The following is a 15,235-nucleotide window of genomic DNA, read 5'->3' as shown; positions in this document are numbered from 1 at the left end:
AAAATGAATGCATGGTGGTGGGCAATGCCCACCCTACACTCCTGACTCCTGACTCCTCACTCCCCCATGCCCCTCCCCCTCTCCTCCTTCCTCACCACCCCCGGCATCATCCTGGATGTCCGGAGTCCGGCTGAGTATGAGCAGGGCCACATTCCTGGAGCCGTTAGCTTTCCGTTGTTCAGCAATGAGGAACGGGCGATCGTAGGAACGTGTTATAAGCAGCAGGGGCGAGAGCAGGCGATCGAGTTGGGGTTTGAGATTGCTGGGCCGAAGTGTGCGGAGTTTGTCCGGCGAGCGAAGGGGTTGGCTCCCGATCGTCTGGTGCGGGTTCACTGCTGGCGGGGCGGAATGCGGAGTGAGGCGATCGCCTGGATATTGAAAATGGCGGGGCTGCGGGTGTCGGTACTGGAGGGGGGATACAAGTCGTTTCGGCGATGGGTGCTGTCCTGCTTTGATCAGCCGAAGCCGATTTTAATTTTGGGGGGAATGACGGGAGCAGGGAAAACGGTAATATTGCAGGAATTAGCCGTGCGAGGAGCGCAAGTTTTAGATCTGGAAGCTCTGGCCAATCATCGCGGCAGCAGCTATGGCAATTTGGGTTTGCCCCCCAACCCAGCAATGAACAATTTGAGAATTTAGTCGCTGTGCAGTGGGCTACTTTTAACGAGACAGAACCCATCTGGATTGAAGCTGAAAGTAAGCGGGTTGGCACCTGCCGCATTCCCCAACCGCTGTTCCAGCAAATGGATCGATCGCCTGTTTTAGAAGTCAACCGCTCCCGATCTGAACGTCTGGCGGCATTAGTGGAAGTCTATGGCACGGCCGATCGCCAGGCATTAATTACGGCCACTGAACGCATCCGCAAACGGTTGGGCGGACTTCGCACCCAGCAAGCGGTGGAATTGCTCCGTCAAGATCAGCTAGCCGCTGCCTGCGATATCATCCTGGACTATTACGACAAAACCTATACCTACGATCTGCAACGCCGCGATGCTGCAATTTACCCGATCGATTTAACGGGATATTCCCCTGAGGACAGCGCAACGGTTTTATTGGAGAAAGCCAATTTGTTTTATGGTTAAGCAACTCAGCCCATCGGATCATCAGCCCACCCCCGATCGAGATTTCGCACAAACTGCTCTGCTCAAAGGCACAGCCCTGATTGCAGAACTGGAAGCCCATCAGCCGTATAATTCAGCCGAACGTGAGTTCCTATCGCAGACGATCGCCTTTCTTCAGGCACATCCTCACAACTGGTACGATCGCCATAACCTGAAGGGGCATATTACCGCATCCGCCTGGATTGTGGCAGCAGATGCAGTTTTATTGACCCATCACCGCAAGCTGAATCAGTGGTTTCAGTTGGGTGGACATTGTGATGAACCCGATGTGATGGGCTCGGCGTTCCGAGAGGCGATAGAAGAATCTGGATTAAAGCGGCTCTCTTACCCTGAAACCATCTTTGATGTGGATGTTCATTTAATCCCTGAACGTAAGGGCATTCCAGCCCATCACCACTTTGATATTCGCTATTGCTTGGTGGGCGATCGATCGGAACCGCTGATGGTCAGTTCAGAGTCCCATGACCTACGGTGGGTGCCTTTGACAGAGTTGGAACACTACACCCAGGATCCTTCAGTGTTGAGGATGCGCGATAAACCTCTGGCGATCAACTGAATACTTTTGAATACTTTTGCTTTAGGACTTTCGGTATCCGAATTGGTTTATTAGTTTGCAAATTAACGAAAATCCCCACCTGTTCTCCGATCGCCGCCACCTGCTCGTTGACTCCGATCGTGGCATTGACCGTCCATCGCAAGGGTTCCAGCGACTTCATCCACATTTTTCCCATCGGAGTATCTGACAGTTTAATTGACTGCTTGTAGTCAATTTTGGTCTGCAACAGCACAGGAGCAATGTTGTTCTCAACCTGCTCATTTAACGGGAAATGACGGGCTAGCATTTCCAGGCGCAGATCTTCTAACCAGCGAACGTAGACAATATTGTTGACGATCCCGGCAAAGTCGATATCGTAGGTTCTGACAGGCAAAGGGATTTCCACCTCAAACGGTCGCTGAGACACGATGTTCATAGGTTGTTTCTGGAGTTTAGACTAATCACAGCAGAAATAGCCCAACCCCCTTATCTGGATTGAGCGAGACTGAAGATTGGGAAAAATTTAGTGGTTAAGCGGTCTTGTTCGCCACCTTCTTGGGTCTGGTGAAGCGCTTTTTGACCGTTGGATAGCGAATACGGCGGGAACGGGGTTGCCCTGGAGTCCACCCCGGTGACTTTCCGCGTGGTTTGGGCGGGGGGGCAGGTGTGCCAATCAACGCTAAAACAGAGGCAAAGGCATTTGCGGTTCGTCCCGGAGATAGCTTAGCAGATGACTTTTGCCAGGGCAGGGGGGAGTCCTGGACGTGGCAACGAGCCAACCACAACTGCCAGGTGAGCAAGGGCATCAGATCGCTCCAGCGTTCGGATTGTTCGGGCGTTGCCAACTGGGGTAACGTCCAGTGCAATCGTTGCTTAGCGAAGCGATACCAGTGGTCAATGGCAAAGCGACGGAAATACTGTTGCCACACCGTCTCTAAGTCGGGTGGTGCTTGTCCCACCCAAATTAGCCACAAAGGTTTGGCGGGGTGGAGGGCAGAGTCATGGAGGCGTTGCAGTTGAATTAACCAGATCGTCTGGTTGGCAACGCGTCGCAGTCGCATTGATGACCACATCCGCACGTGTAATCGTCCCCACCGGGACTCTTCTACCTGGAGTTCGGCATCAGATGACCACCAGGTGGTGGCATCGTTAAGTTTGAACTTCTCCCCATACTGCCGAGGACGACCCGTTCCGCTATAAACAGGCGGTGGTCCATACAGTACTCGATTGGAACGCAACCGAATCAACTTGTCACAAGCAATATCCGCCGTACCATTGAGGAATGGGGCACAGCCATATTCGGCATCCCACAAAGATAAGGGACGAACCTGGAACTGCTCACACACCTGACGCAATTGCACTATTGCCTTGCTAATGGGGCTCTCTGCGCTAGTGATGCGTTCATGCAGCAACGGTAATGCCCAACTGCCCTGCTCCTCTGGAATCCACGCAATCGTACTATATCCTTGTCCCAACGTCACCGGTTTGGCTCCACTCATCGGAGTTGCTTGATGTTCATACGTCCGTTCTCGCAGGGTTTGTGCCTGTAACCTTGACCATGCCGTGTGGTCTCCCGCTAAGACAACCCGTTCGTCCTGGGGCATTTGCTCCAGGTACAACCCCATCCACTCCAGTCGAGGCGGGTTGCTATCCTGTAGGGCTTCATACAAACTCGGCCATTGGCGTCGAAAGACAGGGGCAACCGACAGTTCGGCAAAGGAGTACACACTGCGGCTCACTAGCACGGCATCCATCAGGTCGAAGAGAGCATCCTTGCCGTTGCCAATCAGCATGTAGGATTTATGTCGAAACGCCCTCAAGCGGTCAAAATTAGTCATGGTCAATCATTATTGATGCAACATGACCATTAAGCAGCCAAACCGTCGGGTTTGGCTGCTTTTCTTTCCCAATTAGTCTAAACTCCAGTTGTTTGATTTTATAACTTGTAAATTGCAAATTAAAAGTAATCGTAGCAGGCGTAGCTTGTAAAATGCAAGTAATGCAAGTAATGCAAGTAATAAATTCCCAGGTAACTCCACTGCCGTTTTTGCGATGAATCAGCCCAGACGCTCTCCCTGTCCTGTCTCCTGCACCCTAGATCTGATTGGCGATCGCTGGACGTTACTGGTGATCCGGGACATGATGTTTTTTGGCAAACAGCGATTTGAAGAATTCTTAGAATCCCCTGAGGGTATTTCAACCAATATCCTGGCCAATCGCCTGAGATTGCTGGAAGAGGCAGGTTTGGTCAAAAAGCAACCCTACAGCAACCATTCTCGCCGCATGAACTACCAACTCACGGAGAAGGGGGAAAGCCTGCGTCCTGTGCTCAAAGTCATCACCCTTTGGGGCTTAAAGCACCTTCCCGATACCCAGACACCCGATCGTCCCCAATCATCCTGAGGATTTTGGATGAAATAGTCTGTAAAGCACTGCAAAGCATTTTACTTTGTTGACTGGGCGGGCAAGACTTCGGCTTGAGCCCTTCGGCTTGAGTTCAGGTCGAAAGCTCAGTCGAAACGCTGCCCACCCCACAAGAGTTTCGGTTTATTGAATTCGCGTTCCTAAATGAAATCCTTCTTCTACCCGCAGGCAAGATGCCTGCGCTACGGATTTTCTCCCCACTCCTCACTCCTCACTCCTCACTCCTCACTCCTCACTCCTCACTCCTCACTCCCAATCGCCACTGCCTCGCCGTACCAAACCGCCAGGTCAACACACAGGCTGCCACCAGTAAGCCGATCGCCAGTCCCCACCACAGCCCGACCCCGCCGAAGCCGAAGTGTAAGCCGAGGAGATAGCCACTGGTTAAGCCCAGTCCCCAGTAGGTCAGAATGCCAATCAACATCGGAATGCGAGTGTCTTTAATCCCGCGTAATGCCCCTGCTGCACTGATTTGAATTCCGTCCACGATTTGGAACATGGCCGCTACGCCAAGCAATGCCTTGGCCAGGTTAACGACGGTGGAATTGGCGGGATCGGTTACATCAATATACAGCGAGACAATTTGGGTGGGAAACGCCCAGAATAGAATGCCCATACAGAACATAAAGAAGGCTGAAATCCCAATCCCGACAAAGCCAGCCAATCGCGCTCCCGTCGGATGGTTTTGCCCCATGAGTTGACCGACGCGCACCGTGGTTGCCAGGGAAATGCCCAGGGGGATGGTGAAGGTCATGGAGGCTGTCTGTAGGGCGATTTGATGGGCGGCCAGCATGGTGGTGCCCAATTGACCGATGAGGAGCGTCACCACGGCAAACAAGCCCGTTTCAACCGCAGCCAATACTCCGATCGGCAGCCCTACATTCAGCAGTTCCAGAAACACAACGCGATCGAACTGGTATAGCTTGCTAAAGGCTCCATAGGGACGGATCGATCGCTGCTGAAGGCTGTACACTCCCAGGGCCAGGAACATTCCCCACAGGGAAATAGTGCTGGCCAGACCAATTCCAGCCAGTCCCAGCGCCGGCAAGCCAAATTTACCAAAGATCAGAACATAGTTAATCGTCACGTTAACCAGCGTTCCGCCTATCATCACTACAATTACTGGACGGGGTCTGGACAGAGCCGAAACAAAATTGCGGAGTACAGCAAACCCCAGGGCTGGGAAATAGCCCCAAACGATCGCCCGCAGGTAGGTTCCAGCTAATGCGGCCGTTTCAGCTTCCTGCCCCATTAACCGCAGCACCCCCTCGCCATACCAAAGCACCAGAGACATCGGCACTGCCAGCAGAATCGCCAGCCACCAACCCTGCCGCACCACCAGCCCCACGCGAGCCTTTTGCCCTGCACCATAGGCTTCTGCTACCAGGGGACTGACCGCCGCCAGAATGGCACTGCCCACGATCGTCAACACATGGAACATTAAGGCTCCCAAGGCTCCAGCGGCGATCGTCTGGCTGCCTAGAATCCCCATCATGACCGTATCGACAAAAGCAGTGGCTGCTTGAGCGAGTTGTGCGCCAGCTAAGGGAACTGCTAAGAGCAAACAGGCATGGATTTCGGTGATGAGCTTGGATTTGGGTAGTAAATGCATCGTTTCACTCAGGCGATCGCTCTCCGTTGGCGCAATCTAGCAAACTCACGTACTTTATCAAACAAGCCAATCCCTTCGCTTCACTCACTCTGGTGATTTTTTATTGAAAATAGTTTTCAATAATGTTGACATCTATTCGCAATAACTCTACTATCTATTTATAGTGTTCTCCTCTCAAAGGATCGGCAGGTGGGAGCGGTCAGGTTTCTGATCCCCCACTTTTTTTTTGGATCTTTTGATGGTTATGAATCTTTGTTGGGTGGATCCTTGAGGAACTTGCTGGCAGAAGACGCAGTTTCAGAAGGATGGAACTTAGAGGGGGTTCCACAAACCGATACACTATATAGACAGCCAAGGTAGGATTTCTTCACAAAAAAGTTGTTGTCTATGTCTGCCGTTCCTTCTTCGTCGCAATCTGCGATGCCCTCCGATCGCCCCTCTCAGTCACAACCCGCTGCAACCATCAGAGCTAATCAAGATTCTGAAGAATTTGATGCCATCATCATTGGTTCTGGGATTGGTGGATTAGTGACTGCGACTCAGCTTGCGGCAAAGGGAGCAAATGTCCTCGTTTTAGAACGCTACGTGATTCCGGGCGGCAGTGCAGGGTATTTTGAGCGGCAGGGCTATCGATTTGATGTGGGAGCATCGATGATTTTTGGTTTTGGGACGCAGGGAACCACCAATTTGCTGACTCGCGCCCTGGATGCGGTCAATATGTCCCTGGAAACTTTGCCTGATCCCGTGCAGATTCACTACCACCTGCCAGATCAGTTGGAGCTAAAGGTGCATCGGGACTACGAAAAATTCTTGCAAGAATTGATCGCCCACTTTCCCCATGAGGCTCAGGGGATTCGCCAGTTCTATGATGAGTGCTGGAAGGTGTTTAATTGCCTCAATGCGATCGAACTGCTGTCCCTGGAGGAGCCACGTTATCTGATGCGGGTGTTTTTCCAGAATCCCTTAGCCTGCCTGGGTTTGGTGAAGTATTTGCCTCAAAATGTTGGGGATCTGGCCCGTCGCTACATTAGCGATCCAGCCTTACTCAAGTTCATCGACATCGAGTGCTACTGCTGGTCGGTGGTTCCAGCAACCCTGACTCCGATGATTAATGCGGGGATGGTCTTCAGCGATCGGCACTATGGCGGGATTAACTATCCCAAAGGGGGCGTGGGGCAAATTGCCCAGAAGTTGGTGGAAGGGCTGGAAAAAGCGGAAGGGCAAATTCGCTATCGAGCCAGAGTCACGGAAGTTTTGCTGGAACAGGGCAAGGCGATCGGCGTGAAGTTGGCAACCGGTGAAGCATTATACGCGAAACGAATTATCTCCAATGCGACCCGGTGGGACACGTTTGAGAAGCTGATCGACAAAGAGCAAATGCCGCGATCGGAACAAAAATGGCAGCAGCGGTACCAGAAATCCCCTAGCTTTTTTAGCCTGCATTTGGGAGTGAAAGCCGAAGTATTACCCCCTGGCACGGAATGCCATCATATTGTTCTGGAAGATTGGAACCGGATGGAGGACTCCTGCGGCACGATCTTTGTTTCCATTCCCACCTTGCTCGACCCCGATCTGGCTCCGGCAGGGCATCACATCATCCATACCTTTACGCCGAGCTGGATGGAGGAGTGGCAGGGGCTTGCTCCGAAGGATTACGAAGCAAAGAAAGAGGTAACGGCAGCGCAAATCGTCGATCGCCTGGAAGCCATTTTTCCGAGACTCTCCGCCGGGTTGGACTATCAAGAGGCGGGAACTCCGCGCACCCATCGCCGCTTTTTGGGACGAGATGATGGCACCTACGGGCCTATCCCCAGTCGGAAACTGATGGGCTTGTTGGGAATGCCGTTTAACCGCACTTCAATTCCTGGCTTGTACTGCGTCGGAGATAGCACCTTCCCCGGTCAGGGCTTGAATGCCGTTGCCTTTTCTGGGTTTGCCTGTGCCCATCGAGTTGCTGTGGATTTGGGATTATAAATTTGCAACTTCTTAATATCGGTTTACTGTCGGTTTGATATTTATTCTGATGTTGAGCGGGCATCAGTTCGGTTTTCCGCATTGTAACGGAGCAAAATATTCAATGGGTTGAATGTCAAGTCGTATGGGTTTGCGATAGTCTGGATGAGATTGTATTTTATATCCAAGAAAGCATCATTTAATGCAGAAAGTTTGGTGTTCACCCATTAGCATGACACGGTTGTGCATACAAACTCACTCTTCCTGATGAAGATTCACAGCGTAGTTTCACGCAAGAATTAAAACCAAAGAGTCACAGCAAACCTACTCGATTGTTTGGATCAGGTTTCTGGCTTCTGATTGTCATTTCGTACAGCTAGAAGATCAGGAAACTCTGATGCTTTGTAGGTTCTAGACATACAAAGAGACGATTCGGCATTACGGTTTAGACTGTCGATCGGTTACGGATGATACATTTCTCTTTGCTAGAAAATAGGCTCTTCAACGATTTACTTTCTTGGTGCTGCTGACATTTATTAATTCACGAGTAGAGGAATCATTGATGGCAATCAAACGACGCAAGTTTTTGTTCACATCGGCCCTATCGGCGATCCTGTCCGTTGCAGTTGCAGCCTGTGCGGGGGGCGGTGGCACGGCTGACAGTGGGGCAAGACGACTAGTCATGGCAACCTCAGCCGATTATCCACCTTATCAATTTGTGGATTCCTCTGGTGGAACCCAGGAAATTGTTGGGTTTGACATTGAGATTGCCCAACATATCACCGGGGAATTGGGGTATGAACTGGAAATTCAAAATATTGATTTTAATAGCTTGATCCCGGCTCTCCAGGCGAACCGGGCTGATTTTGTCATGGCAGGGATGACTCCAACGGAGGAGCGGCAACAAAACGTCGATTTTTCTCAGATTTACTACGAAGCCAGAAACACGATCGTTTCCCGGCAGGGCAGTGGATTGACCACCCCTGAGAGCCTGGCTGGAAAGTCCGTTGGGGTACAACTCGGTTCCACTCAAGAGCAGGCTGCCAGAGATTTAGAAGGCTTAGACATCAAGCCACTCAACCGGATCAACGAGATGATTCAGGAACTCAAAGCGGGGCGAATTGAAGCCATCATCATGGAAGATACCGTTGCAGCGGGCTTTCTTGCCTCCAACCCTGATCTCGAAGCGCATGATATTCCCAACATGGGCGAAGCAGGTTCAGCGATCGCCTTCCCCAGGGGTTCAGAGCTACGGGAAGAGTTCAATCCAGTGCTACAAGAGATGATTGATAGCGGCATGATGGATGAGCTAGTTACGAAGTGGTTTGGTGATGATTCTCCGGCAGCGGATGAGTTAGCCAATTAAGTCGCAGAGTAAGGGGTATGCGGCAAAGTAACGTACCCAGTAGGGGCGCACTGCTGTGCGTCCTTACAATAGATTTCTAAGTTGTACAGATGGGTAGTTCAAATTTTTAGGTTTAGTGGGGCGATCGAATGATGGAGGTTCCATAATGGAGGTTCTATTTCGATCGCTGTGCTAGATCTTTGTTGCTTTAGAGCCGATCGAGCAAGAAACAAATCTTGAGCGACTGGCTACTTTTCTCTACCTTTGTTCGTAGTAGACTATCGGAGGATCAACTCGATCAGTCAGTTTATTCCTTTACTTTTAGCACTTTTAGCATTGTTGGGAATCAAACTGGCAATTCAATGCTTCAAAAATAAAGGACTGCTTAGGGCATGGTGTCTGACTTATTTACCCTCCTATTGAATCCCATACTGTTCCCTTCAACCCTGCTCAAGCTGGCTCAGGCAACAGGATTAAATCTAGATTTTTCCCAAATTGTGCCTAATATTCCGTTCATCCTGGGCGGGATTAGTACTACGCTGGCATTTACCCTGGTTTCTGCCTTTTTTGGCTTTACATGGGGCACAGTTTTATCTATCTTCAAAATCTCAAATATTAAACCGCTGAAAGTCCTGGCTGATTTCTATACCTCTGTCTTTCGGGGAACGCCCCTGATCTTGCAGTTAGCGATTATTTATTTTTCAACTCCCCAGCTCATCGGCTATGCCATTCCACCGTTTCAAGCAGGGGTGATCACCTTCTCGCTCAACTCCGCTGCCTACAGTTCAGAAACAATTCGTGGCGGTATTCTGGCAGTTGATAAGGGACAACGGGAAGCTGCTCTGACGATGGGTGTTCCCTACACGATTATGATGTGGGATATTATCTTGCCCCAGGCTTTTAAAAACATTCTGCCTGCCCTGGTGAATGAAAGCATTGCCCTTTTAAAGGATTCGTCGCTGGTGTCCACTGTTGGGGCCCTGGATTTAATGCGACGGGGGCAAATTGTGGCTGCTGAACGATTCATTTATTTTGAACCATTGATCTTTGTTGGTTTAGTGTATTACATCATGGTTACGGGGTTTACCTGGTTAGCACAACGCTTTGAAAGAAGGATGCGGCGAAGTGATTAGAACAGAGTTTCTTTGCAAGTCGTTTGGCAGTTTAGATGTGTTAAAAGACATTTCAACTGAAATTAAAAAGGGGCAGGTGGTTGCTATTATTGGCCCCTCTGGATGCGGCAAGTCTACGTTCCTGCGATGTCTGAATTTGCTAGAGGTGCCGACACGCGGTCGAGTTTATATTGATGAGGTTGAAGTGACCCATCCCAAAACCGATATTAAGCAGGTGCGGCAAAATGTGGGCATGGTGTTTCAGCACTTTAACCTGTTTCCCCACATGACGGTGCTGAAGAATGTCACCTACGCGCCGATGCGGGTTAAGAAAATTCGCAAACCAGAGGCTGAGGAACTGGGGCGGGAGTTGTTGCAGCAGGTGGGACTGGGAGATAAAGCGGATGTGTATCCATCTCGGCTATCGGGGGGACAAAAGCAGCGAGTAGCGATCGCCCGGGCCCTGGCCATGAAACCGCAGGTGATGCTGTTCGATGAACCAACCTCTGCCCTTGACCCGGAAATGGTGAAGGAAGTGCTGGAGGTAATGAAGGGACTGGCAACCACGGGAATTACAATGGCGATCGTGACTCACGAGATGGGATTTGCCCGTGAGGTGGCCGATCGGATCATGTTTTTAGATGGCGGACGGGTTGCAGAGGATGCTCCACCGGCTGAGTTTTTCTCCAATCCCCGCAGCGAACGAGCTTGCCAGTTTTTGGAGAAAGTCCTTTAGTGGTGAAGAGGGGAGACAATTTTTCTAAATTAAGGATGGGGGCGGCATTGGTTTGTTTTGTCTTTCTACCCTCCTTATTCCCTGTTACAAATGTACAAACTTCCTCAATCGATCGTTGCACTATTGGCAATGATATGCAGATCAACCTCTGGAAGCGATCGCATCAACCGTTGGACGATCGAACCTTTGGTGAACAACTGCCACCGCGATCGCTGAGTTTCGCCTAGCACAATTTGTGTGACGTGCTGTTCCCTGGCAACTTCGGTGATCGCAGATACGATATCTGGAGATTCAAGCCGGAGAAACTGTCCACCAAACTCTTTACCCAATCGCTCGCAGGTCTCAACGTGCAGGGCTTCGGCTTTGGTGAGAAATCGTCCCGGATCAGCCACAAACAGCACAATCAGGCGACCATTCATTTGGCTGGAAATGCGGGCACCCCGGCGGAGGAGTTGAATTGAGTTGGGATAGGTCGAAATACAGACTAAAACCCGCTCATGGATATTGCAATAGCGGGAATGGTTTTCAATACCGTTTTCTTCAATATTGTCGGCAATCTCGCGCAGAGCTAATTCCCTTAGGGCGATCAGATTCCGCTTTTGAAAGAAATTCTCTAAAGATTGGTTAATTTTTTCAGGAGCATAGATTTTCCCTTCCTTCAGTCGCTCTTGCAGCATTTCGGGTGTCACATCAATCACCACAACCTGATCTGCTTCATCCAAGAGGCGATCGGGAATTCGCTCTCGCACCACCACACCTGAAATCCGATGTACCAGATCATTCAGGCTTTCTAAATGCTGGATATTGACCGTAGAGTACACATCAATTCCTGCCGCCAAAATCTCCTCTACATCTCGATATCGCTTCTCTCTTTCTGATCCCGGCACATTGGTATGCGCCAACTCATCGATCAGCACCAACTGAGGACACCGGGCAATGATGGCATCGGTATCCATTTCAGTCAGCGATCGCCCCGACCAGATCACTTCTTTTCGGGGAACGAACTCCAACCCCACTGCCTTCTCAGCCGTTTCTTCTCGCCCATGCGTTTCCAAAAAGCCAATTACTACATCTACGCCTTCATCCCTCAGCCGTTGCCCTTCCTCCAGCATCCGATAGGTTTTTCCCACGCCGGGAGCCATGCCGATAAAAATCTTGTGCTTTCCCAATCGAGCGGAGCGATCGGGAAAGTAAGTGGAGGTAAGGGCAGAGGGGTCGTACATGGTAGGTGAGGAGTGAGGAGTGCAGGGTAATAGGTAAGGAGTAATGGGTGAGGGGTAATAGGTAAGAAGGCTTGGGGGGTGGGCAAATTGCCTGTCCAGTCTGGGAAGTGGGATGTTAATCAAGTTGTTCTAAACTCGATCGCGCTTTTATCCTTCAATGATCTGATCTAGTGCCAGGTTAAGCCGTAACACATTTACACCAGGTTCACCAAAAATTCCCAAAAACCGCCCTTCGGTATGTTCTGAAATTAAATCCAGTACGACTTCTACAGGAAGTGCCCGACTTTCAGCGATGCGTTCCACCTGAGCTTGGGCAGACTCTACTGAAATGTGGGGATCAAGTCCTGATCCAGAAGCATAAAGCAGATCGGCAGTGGGTTGAATATTGGCAGTTTGTAAGCGTTCTAATTCAAACTCGATTTGTTCCATTAGCTCAGGATTGCTGGGGGCGAGGTTGCTGGCTCCAGAAAGTCCGGTGGGAACTGCTTCTGCGGTTTCGCTATAGTCAATGACGCTGGGACGACTCAAAAAGTATTCATCGCTGGTGAAGCTTTGCCCAATCAACGCAGAACCCACTACTTGCCCCTGAGCATTGGTGAGAAGGCTACCGTTTGCCTGAAAGGGAAAGAAGAGTTGTCCAACTAGCAGAATAAATAGTGGATAAATAATCACCGTCAAACCCCACAGCACTAGAACACTGCGAAGACTGATGACAAAATCTCGAATCATAACGGTTGTTCTCCCAATAAAGTAATTGAATTTCTGACGCTCAGAACCGTTCTGGTTTGAGGATCACAAGAGCCAAATAAACCGCAAGCCCAACAACCACAACTCCCAACAACCCAATAGCATAGGCATTCCCACGAGTTGTTTCATCGGTTGCGGCATAGATGGCTGGAGCGATCGCCCCATTCAGGCTGAGAGCCAGAAATAATCCGAGTGGCAACCGATAGCGTTTCCAGAACTGGGGAGTGGGCGATCGATGTTTGGGGTGATTAAAAGAAGCAGGTTTCATCATTTGTCTAGATTTGTGAATCAATTTGTGAGGAAATAGAGGAGCGATCGGGAAGATTACGTGAAGAATTATGCTAAACCAACTGCACCGATTAAAACATCAATTACTTTAATGGCAATGAACGGAGCAATGACACCACCTAAACCGTAAATCAGAATATTGCGTTGCAACAGTTGGTTTGCGGTCAAAGGACGGAATTTTACCCCTCTTAATGCCAGGGGAATGAGAACGGGAATGATCAAAGCATTGTAAATTAAGGCAGACAGGACGGCAGATTGAGGGCTGTTGAGTCCCATGATGTTGAGTGCCCCAATTCCGGCAGCGGCAAACATAGCGGGAATAATGGCAAAATACTTGGCGATGTCGTTGGCGATCGAAAAGGTGGTGAGTGCTCCGCGTGTAATCAGGAGTTGCTTGCCGATCGTGACCAGATCAATCAGCTTGGTTGGGTCTGAGTCCAGATCCACCATATTTGCTGCTTCTCTAGCCGCCTGGGTGCCCGAATTCATTGCCAAACCGACATTTGCCTGCGCCAGGGCAGGAGCATCGTTGGTTCCATCCCCCGTCATGGCAACTAGCTTGCCTTTCGCCTGTTCCGCTTGAATCACCTGAATTTTATCTTCTGGCGTTGCCTCCGCAATAAAGTCATCGACTCCGGCTTCCTCGGCAATCACTGAAGCAGTAATCCGGTTATCGCCTGTCAGCATTACTGTCCGAACTCCCATCCGGCGCAACTGATCAAACCGATCGCGGATACCGGGTTTGATAATATCCTTCAGGTAAATCACCCCATAGATCTCGCTATCCTGGCAAACAGCAAGGGGAGTGCCACCCAACCGGGAAACCTGTTCATATGCACTGTCTAAATCCGTTGGAGCTTGCCCTCCACGGGAACGCACAAACCCCCGAATGGCATCGACGGCTCCCTTCCGTACCTCCTGCCCATCTGCCAGATCGGTGCCGCTCATGCGGGTACGAGCCGAAAACTCTATGCCTTCTGCCTGGGTTCGATCGAAAGGGACAGTCGCTCCTAATTTCTCCGCCAAACGGACGATCGACTTTCCTTCTGGGGTCGTGTCAAATAGGCTGGCAGCAAGGGCAACCGTCGCAACATCCTTTTCGCTGTAGCCGTTCAGGGGAATGAAGGCTTCCGCCAAACGGTTTCCCAGGGTAATCGTTCCGGTTTTATCCAGCACCAGCGTATTAATATCACCGCAGGCTTCTACTGCCCGCCCAGAGGTGGCAACGACGTTAAACTGCGCCACCCGATCCATGCCTGCAATGCCGATCGCACTTAGCAAACCGCCGATCGTTGTGGGAATGAGAGCCACCAACAGGGCGATTAACAGCGTGACGGCAACGGGGCTATTGATGTAGTTCGCAGGAGGGGGAAGTGTGGCAACGACAATCAGGAACACCAGAGTCAAAACCGCCAGTAACACCGTCAGCGCGATTTCGTTGGGCGTTTTCGATCGCTCTGCCCCTTCCACCAGGGCAATCATCCGATCGATGAAGCCTTTGCCGGGATCGGAGGTCACTCGAATCACCAGTTCATCGGAAATAATGCGGGTTCCGCCCGTAACAGAACTGGCAACGTCTGAGCCAGGTTCCTTTAGCACCGGAGCCGATTCTCCGGTAATGGCAGACTCATCTACCGAAGCAACTCCCTCCAATACCTCGCCATCCGCCGGAATGATGTCTCCTGCCACCACAAGCAGCCGATCGCCCTTCTTGAGACGGGTTGAACTCACTTCTTCAATGGAATCATCTGAGGACAGCTTACGGGCGATCGTGTCTGATTTGGTTGAACGGAGGGCATCTGCCTGGGCTTTGCCTCGTCCTTCTGCCACTGCTTCAGCGAAATTTGCGAATAGGATCGTGAACAGCAAAATGAGGGTAATTAACCCATTAAAGAAAACAGCATTCTCAATGGCAGCATCACCAAACAGGTTGGGATTTACCGTTAATAACGCCGTAATCAACGTTCCTACCCACACCACAAACATTACCGGGTTTTTAATTATGATGCGGGGATCAAGCTTGAAGAAAGCTTCTCGAGATGCCCGTTGATATAAGCCAGAGAGGTTTGCCTTTGGGGTATGTCGGCGATCGTGGCGTGGTTCACCGGGCTGTCGTAATGCGGATTGATTGGAGGTCAT

General features: G+C 50.6%; 14 protein-coding genes and 1 pseudogene. 8 read left to right on the top strand and 7 right to left on the bottom strand.

Annotated elements, in window-relative coordinates; all coding sequences use genetic code 11:
* Nucleotides 1-66: 66 nt before the first annotated feature.
* From mnmH to ACM1PF_RS33610, 3 genes are read left to right on the top strand one after another with little or no spacing between them, the layout of a single operon-like run.
* Nucleotides 67-639, top strand: coding sequence for a tRNA 2-selenouridine(34) synthase MnmH (gene mnmH / locus ACM1PF_RS33620; RefSeq protein ID WP_416670847.1), 573 nt, complete (start codon nt 67-69; stop codon nt 637-639).
* A gap of 5 nt (nt 640-644) precedes the next feature.
* On the top strand, nt 645-1,082 hold the full coding sequence (locus ACM1PF_RS33615) for a hypothetical protein (protein WP_416670846.1): 438 nt from the start codon (nt 645-647) through the stop codon (nt 1,080-1,082).
* On the top strand, nt 1,075-1,677 hold the full coding sequence (locus tag ACM1PF_RS33610; protein ID WP_416670844.1) for an NUDIX hydrolase: 603 nt from the start codon (nt 1,075-1,077) through the stop codon (nt 1,675-1,677). Before ACM1PF_RS33615 ends, ACM1PF_RS33610 begins: the two co-directional genes overlap by 8 nt.
* Here the strand turns inward: ACM1PF_RS33610 and ACM1PF_RS33605 are convergent.
* A complete protein-coding gene (locus ACM1PF_RS33605; RefSeq protein ID WP_416670841.1) occupies nt 1,670-2,092 on the bottom strand; it encodes an acyl-CoA thioesterase in 423 nt (140 codons plus the stop codon). The genes ACM1PF_RS33610 and ACM1PF_RS33605 overlap by 8 nt on opposite strands.
* Before the next feature lie 94 nt (nt 2,093-2,186).
* Nucleotides 2,187-3,494, bottom strand: coding sequence for an NF041680 family putative transposase (locus tag ACM1PF_RS33600; RefSeq protein ID WP_416666339.1), 1,308 nt, complete (start codon nt 3,492-3,494; stop codon nt 2,187-2,189).
* 214 nt (nt 3,495-3,708) lie between these two features.
* Between ACM1PF_RS33600 and ACM1PF_RS33595 the strand changes: the two genes are divergently transcribed.
* A complete protein-coding gene (locus ACM1PF_RS33595) occupies nt 3,709-4,059 on the top strand; it encodes a winged helix-turn-helix transcriptional regulator (protein WP_416670839.1) in 351 nt (116 codons plus the stop codon).
* Between the two features lie 253 nt (nt 4,060-4,312).
* Here the strand turns inward: ACM1PF_RS33595 and ACM1PF_RS33590 are convergent, their stop codons facing one another.
* Complete coding sequence (locus ACM1PF_RS33590) at nt 4,313-5,692, bottom strand: MATE family efflux transporter (RefSeq protein WP_416670837.1); 1,380 nt, start codon at nt 5,690-5,692, stop codon at nt 4,313-4,315.
* A gap of 387 nt (nt 5,693-6,079) precedes the next feature.
* Here ACM1PF_RS33590 and crtH point away from each other — a divergent pair, with 387 nt between their 5' ends.
* The 4 genes and pseudogenes from crtH (at nt 6,080) to ACM1PF_RS33570 (ending at nt 10,838) form a co-directional block, all read left to right on the top strand.
* A complete protein-coding gene (crtH, locus tag ACM1PF_RS33585; protein WP_416670835.1) occupies nt 6,080-7,666 on the top strand; it encodes a carotenoid isomerase in 1,587 nt (528 codons plus the stop codon).
* A 541-nt stretch (nt 7,667-8,207) separates the two neighbouring features.
* Nucleotides 8,208-9,011: a transporter substrate-binding domain-containing protein gene (locus ACM1PF_RS33580; RefSeq protein WP_416670834.1), complete on the top strand. Its 804-nt coding sequence runs from the start codon at nt 8,208-8,210 to the stop codon at nt 9,009-9,011.
* A 455-nt stretch (nt 9,012-9,466) separates the two neighbouring features.
* Nucleotides 9,467-10,123 (top strand): annotated as a pseudogene (locus ACM1PF_RS33575) (amino acid ABC transporter permease); the annotation flags it as partial.
* On the top strand, nt 10,116-10,838 hold the full coding sequence (locus tag ACM1PF_RS33570; protein ID WP_416670833.1) for an amino acid ABC transporter ATP-binding protein: 723 nt from the start codon (nt 10,116-10,118) through the stop codon (nt 10,836-10,838). The pseudogene ACM1PF_RS33575 and the gene ACM1PF_RS33570, both read left to right, overlap by 8 nt.
* A gap of 104 nt (nt 10,839-10,942) precedes the next feature.
* Here ACM1PF_RS33570 and ACM1PF_RS33565 read toward each other — a convergent pair whose 3' ends face one another.
* The 4 genes from ACM1PF_RS33565 to kdpB form a co-directional block, all read right to left on the bottom strand.
* Nucleotides 10,943-12,061 carry a sensor histidine kinase KdpD gene (locus ACM1PF_RS33565; protein WP_416670831.1) on the bottom strand — a complete coding sequence of 373 codons (1,119 nt, stop codon included), beginning with the start codon at nt 12,059-12,061 and terminating at the stop codon, nt 10,943-10,945.
* Between the two features lie 147 nt (nt 12,062-12,208).
* Nucleotides 12,209-12,790 carry a K(+)-transporting ATPase subunit C gene (kdpC, locus tag ACM1PF_RS33560; protein ID WP_416670830.1) on the bottom strand — a complete coding sequence of 194 codons (582 nt, stop codon included), beginning with the start codon at nt 12,788-12,790 and terminating at the stop codon, nt 12,209-12,211.
* Between the two features lie 40 nt (nt 12,791-12,830).
* Nucleotides 12,831-13,079 carry a K(+)-transporting ATPase subunit F gene (kdpF, locus tag ACM1PF_RS33555; protein ID WP_416670828.1) on the bottom strand — a complete coding sequence of 83 codons (249 nt, stop codon included), beginning with the start codon at nt 13,077-13,079 and terminating at the stop codon, nt 12,831-12,833.
* A 65-nt stretch (nt 13,080-13,144) separates the two neighbouring features.
* Entirely contained in the window at nt 13,145-15,235 is a 2,091-nt protein-coding gene (gene kdpB / locus ACM1PF_RS33550; RefSeq protein ID WP_416670826.1) for a potassium-transporting ATPase subunit KdpB, read from the bottom strand.

The organism is Egbenema bharatensis FJBBOT/2019, assembly GCF_048077055.1.
GTDB classification, from domain to species: Bacteria; Cyanobacteriota; Cyanobacteriia; order Elainellales; family Elainellaceae; genus Egbenema; species Egbenema bharatensis.
Note: the sequence above shows the minus strand (reverse complement) of the source record. Positions and strands in the feature narration are given on the sequence as shown.

Excerpts from the sequence above, each read along its gene's own strand:
- ACM1PF_RS33580 (WP_416670834.1), top strand. The coding sequence starts at position 8,208 with ATGGCAATCAAACGACGCAAGTTTTTGTTCACATCGGCCCTATCGGCG.
- kdpF (WP_416670828.1), bottom strand. The coding sequence starts at position 13,079 with ATGATGAAACCTGCTTCTTTTAATCACCCCAAACATCGATCGCCCACT.
- crtH (WP_416670835.1), top strand. The coding sequence starts at position 6,080 with ATGTCTGCCGTTCCTTCTTCGTCGCAATCTGCGATGCCCTCCGATCGC.
- kdpC (WP_416670830.1), bottom strand. The coding sequence starts at position 12,790 with ATGATTCGAGATTTTGTCATCAGTCTTCGCAGTGTTCTAGTGCTGTGG.
- ACM1PF_RS33590 (WP_416670837.1), bottom strand. The coding sequence starts at position 5,692 with ATGCATTTACTACCCAAATCCAAGCTCATCACCGAAATCCATGCCTGT.
- ACM1PF_RS33600 (WP_416666339.1), bottom strand. The coding sequence starts at position 3,494 with ATGACTAATTTTGACCGCTTGAGGGCGTTTCGACATAAATCCTACATG.
- ACM1PF_RS33595 (WP_416670839.1), top strand. The coding sequence starts at position 3,709 with ATGAATCAGCCCAGACGCTCTCCCTGTCCTGTCTCCTGCACCCTAGAT.
- mnmH (WP_416670847.1), top strand. The coding sequence starts at position 67 with ATGCCCCTCCCCCTCTCCTCCTTCCTCACCACCCCCGGCATCATCCTG.
- ACM1PF_RS33565 (WP_416670831.1), bottom strand. The coding sequence starts at position 12,061 with ATGTACGACCCCTCTGCCCTTACCTCCACTTACTTTCCCGATCGCTCC.
- kdpB (WP_416670826.1), bottom strand. The coding sequence starts at position 15,235 with ATGACCTCCAATCAATCCGCATTACGACAGCCCGGTGAACCACGCCAC.
- ACM1PF_RS33610 (WP_416670844.1), top strand. The coding sequence starts at position 1,075 with ATGGTTAAGCAACTCAGCCCATCGGATCATCAGCCCACCCCCGATCGA.
- ACM1PF_RS33605 (WP_416670841.1), bottom strand. The coding sequence starts at position 2,092 with ATGAACATCGTGTCTCAGCGACCGTTTGAGGTGGAAATCCCTTTGCCT.